This window comes from Helicobacter cinaedi CCUG 18818 = ATCC BAA-847 (assembly GCF_000155475.1).
In the GTDB taxonomy this organism is placed as follows: domain Bacteria; phylum Campylobacterota; class Campylobacteria; order Campylobacterales; family Helicobacteraceae; genus Helicobacter_C; species Helicobacter_C cinaedi.
Map to the genome: position 1 here is coordinate 1 of NZ_DS990404.1, position 3,494 is coordinate 3,494.

The following is a 3,494-nucleotide window of genomic DNA, read 5'->3' on the forward strand; positions in this document are numbered from 1 at the left end:
GGGTAGATATAGAGCTACAAGAAACAAGCTACACTATTATGTATGATGAGGATAAAGAGGATAAACTCTTTTTACACAAAGATTCAAGAATTGATTGGGTAGATGTAGCCATAGAAGTCATCTCTCTTATCCCTCTTGCAAGAGGCGTGAGGATAGCCCTCAATATAGGCAAATGGGGATTAAAACTGCTAAGAGGCAATGCCAACATAGCAAAGAAAGCAAGGGCATACACAAGCAAGAGACTTGCTATAAAAGATAAAAAGGATAAACAAAACAAAAAAACAGAATCTAAGCCTATAAAAGAAGTCAAGCTCCATACTCTGCCTAAAGAGACGCAAGAAACTTATCATAATTATAAAGCACATAAGTGGCAAGGAATGTATCCGGGACAAGGTAAGGGGGTAAGTAGCAAAAATGAAGTGAGAGCAGGCAAAATTTTTCATAATAGAGATTCTATACTCCCTCAAAAACCAGAGGGGACATATAAGAGATTCGATATTAGTAATCGGCATAGTGCAGGACGATTTGTAAGAGATACTCAAACAGGAGATGTATATTACACCACAGACCATTATGAAACATTCATTAAAATCATAGAATAAGGAGGATAGTATGAACTACACCAAAAAAGACAATAGAATCTATACTTTAAAAAGTATGGACGAAGTAATGTTAAAAGATGATAAAGATTTGTTTGTAGTAAGATTAGATGGCTCAAAGTTACACACTTTTGATATGTTTGAAAAAGTAGCTAAAGCTGCTTTTCAAACCCCTACTGATGAAAATATGTTTTGGTTAGATGAACCGGGGAATCCTTGGGTTTGTTGGATAGAAGAGTTAGATTGGCTCTTAGATGCTGGATTTAATTCCTTTGCCTTGATTGTGGAGAATTGGAGTAAGGCATTGGATAGAGATAGTAAAGAGGAAAAAGAATTTCTTTTATATAATTTTCAAGAAACTTGCGACTATTGGGCTTATGAAGTTGTAGAATGCAGTCTTGGTGGCGAACCCAAAGACTTTAACATTTATTTGGTAGGATAATATGCTCTACACAATGAAAGACAAAAAAGATAACAAAGTCTATACTCTCAAAAGTATGGACGAGGTAATGTTAAAAGATGATAAAGACTTGTTTGTCGTTAAATTAGATGGCTCAAAATTACATACTTACGATGAATTTGAAAAAGCAGCCAAGAAAGCCTTTCAGACACCCACTGATGAGAGTATGCATTGGCTTAATGTGCCGGGGAATCCTTGGGTTTGTTGGATGGAATATTTAGATTGGCTTTTAGATGCTGGATTTAATTCCTTTGCCTTGATTGTGGAGAATTGGAGTAAGGCATTGGATAGGGATATTAAAAAGAAAGAGGAATGGCTTTTGGACGATTTTAAATTTACTTGTGATTTTTGGGGATATGAGATTGTTGAATCTAGTCTTGGCAATGTTGAACCCAAAGATTTTAATATTTATTTAGTAGGATAATATGCTCTACACAATGAAAGACAAAAAAGATAACAAAGTCTATACTCTCAAAAGTATGGACGAGGTAATGTTAAAAGATGATAAAGACTTATTTATCGTTAGACTTGATGGCTCAAAGCTGCATACTTATGATGAGTTTGAAAAGACAGCCAAGAAAGCCTTTCAAACGCCAACTGATGAAAGTATGTTTTGGCTAGATGAACCGGGGAATCCTTGGTATTGTTGGATAGAAGAATTAGATTGGCTCTTAGATGCTGGATTTAATTCCTTTGCTTTGATTGTAGAGAATTGGAGTAAGGCATTAGATAGGGATAGCAAAGAGGAAAAAGATAGTCTTTTATGGGATTTTAATCATATCTGTGATTATTGGGCGTATGAAGTTATCACATGCAGTCTTGGTGGCGAACCCAAAGACTTTAACATTTATTTAGTAGGTTAGATTCCATACTCCCTCAAAAAACCAGAGGGGACATATAGGGAATTTGATGTAACAAATGGACGAGATTCGCCAAGATTTGTAAGAGACACCCAAACAGGAGATGTCTACTACACAAAAGACCATTATGAAAATTTTATACATATCACACCAAAGTAAAGGATAGTGCAATGCCAAAGTTATACGATATGCAATATGGAATCTACACCATACAAAGTGAAAGTGAGATACCAAAGGAACTCATAGAGGACAAATACAATGAATCCGATTTAGCCTTTATCACAAGAATAGCTCATAATAATGGCATATACTTTTATGAAGATACTAACACCATATATTTTTGTGATGAGTATAAACAATCACTCCCTACAACCATTCCCTATAATCCTAATCCCAATAATACACTCAATGAATTATGTATTCACTCTTTTTTTAAACAAGATACTATTGTGCCTAATAGCTTTAGCCAAAGCTCAATCAATGCTGCCTATCCTCTCTATGCACAATCCCTACATCATCATATAGATTCTGCTCCTATCCTGTATAACCAACACGAATATAGGACACAAACTAGCTTTAGCCCACAAGATGATATACAAGCACCTTTCTCTACACTCTAAAGAGGCTAATCCCCAAGAATCTATTGCAAAACAAACCAATCCTCCTTATTGTTATTCTTACTCTCCTTTTCTAAGAGTCTCTACTCCCATAGCCTCTAATCATTCAGGATTCTATCATACACCTAGAGTAGGAGATGAAGTCATAATCTCGTATATGGATAATGACATAGATAAGCCTTATATATCAGGTAGCCTCTATAACCTAACCAATCCTAGCCTAGCACATTTACCAATACAAGACCATATCACAACACTTAGCTCTAAAACCATAGGCGTAAATGAACAAGGCAGAAATGAAATCACTCTAAGCAATGAAAAAAATAAAGAAGTCATAACACTAAAAGCACAAAAAGACTATACACAATCTATAAATAATAACTTCTCTCAAACTATTCACAATAACAAAGATTCTATCACATTAGGTAACTATACAGAATCTATCCACAAAACCCATAGTCAAAATATCACTCTCACTAAGAGTGTCAAAGTAGGAGGAGAATACCTAACTAATGTAACACTCTCTAAAGATACTTTAGTAGGATTAAGTAATAGCCTTAATGTAGGAGGAGATAACACACTAAGAGTAGGTAAGGATAGTAGTGAGAGTGTAGGGGAAGATAAAAGGGTAGAGATAGGGGGGAATAACAACACTACTATTGAGAAAGATTCACAGATGATTATTAAAGGCAATAGTGAGACAATCATAGAGGGGGATAATGATATAGTCATTAATAAAAAACTTAATATCCAAACACAAGGCGAAATTGCTATCCACTCCAATGAAAATATTCATCTATCCTCACCACAATCTTTAAGTTTAGAATCTGAAACTGCTGCTATAATGGTTGCTGATAATGTTACTATGATAGCAGATTCTAATTATACTCTTAATGCTAATACTGAAGCGACTATTCAAGTTAAAGATACCTCTATTGTCGCAAAAGGCAACTCTATC

Annotated in this window: 7 protein-coding genes; all 7 read left to right on the plus strand. The window is 34.9% G+C overall.

The features are described from left to right. A partial coding sequence (locus tag HCCG_RS11130) for a ribonuclease domain-containing protein (RefSeq protein ID WP_154645885.1) occupies nucleotides 1-602 on the plus strand: 602 nt, incomplete at its 5' end. 10 nt (nucleotides 603-612) lie between these two features. Then, entirely contained in the window at nucleotides 613-1,041 is a 429-nt protein-coding gene (locus HCCG_RS11135) for a hypothetical protein (RefSeq protein ID WP_002957650.1), read from the plus strand. Between the two features lies 1 nt (nucleotide 1,042). After that, the gene (locus tag HCCG_RS11140) at nucleotides 1,043-1,483 is read left to right on the plus strand and encodes a hypothetical protein (protein WP_002957651.1); all 441 of its coding nucleotides are present in this window, start codon (nucleotides 1,043-1,045) and stop codon (nucleotides 1,481-1,483) included. A gap of 1 nt (nucleotide 1,484) precedes the next feature. Next, nucleotides 1,485-1,922, plus strand: a complete 438-nt coding sequence (locus tag HCCG_RS11145; protein WP_002957652.1) for a hypothetical protein — start codon at nucleotides 1,485-1,487, stop codon at nucleotides 1,920-1,922. After that, the gene (locus HCCG_RS11790; RefSeq protein WP_081445339.1) at nucleotides 1,923-2,078 is read left to right on the plus strand and encodes a ribonuclease domain-containing protein; all 156 of its coding nucleotides are present in this window, start codon (nucleotides 1,923-1,925) and stop codon (nucleotides 2,076-2,078) included. It abuts the gene before it with no gap. A gap of 11 nt (nucleotides 2,079-2,089) precedes the next feature. Continuing rightward, nucleotides 2,090-2,539 carry a contractile injection system protein, VgrG/Pvc8 family gene (locus HCCG_RS12685; protein WP_015453670.1) on the plus strand — a complete coding sequence of 150 codons (450 nt, stop codon included), beginning with the start codon at nucleotides 2,090-2,092 and terminating at the stop codon, nucleotides 2,537-2,539. Next, a partial coding sequence (locus HCCG_RS12325; protein WP_230197964.1) for a bacteriophage T4 gp5 trimerisation domain-containing protein occupies nucleotides 2,508-3,494 on the plus strand: 987 nt, incomplete at its 3' end. The genes HCCG_RS12685 and HCCG_RS12325, both read left to right, overlap by 32 nt.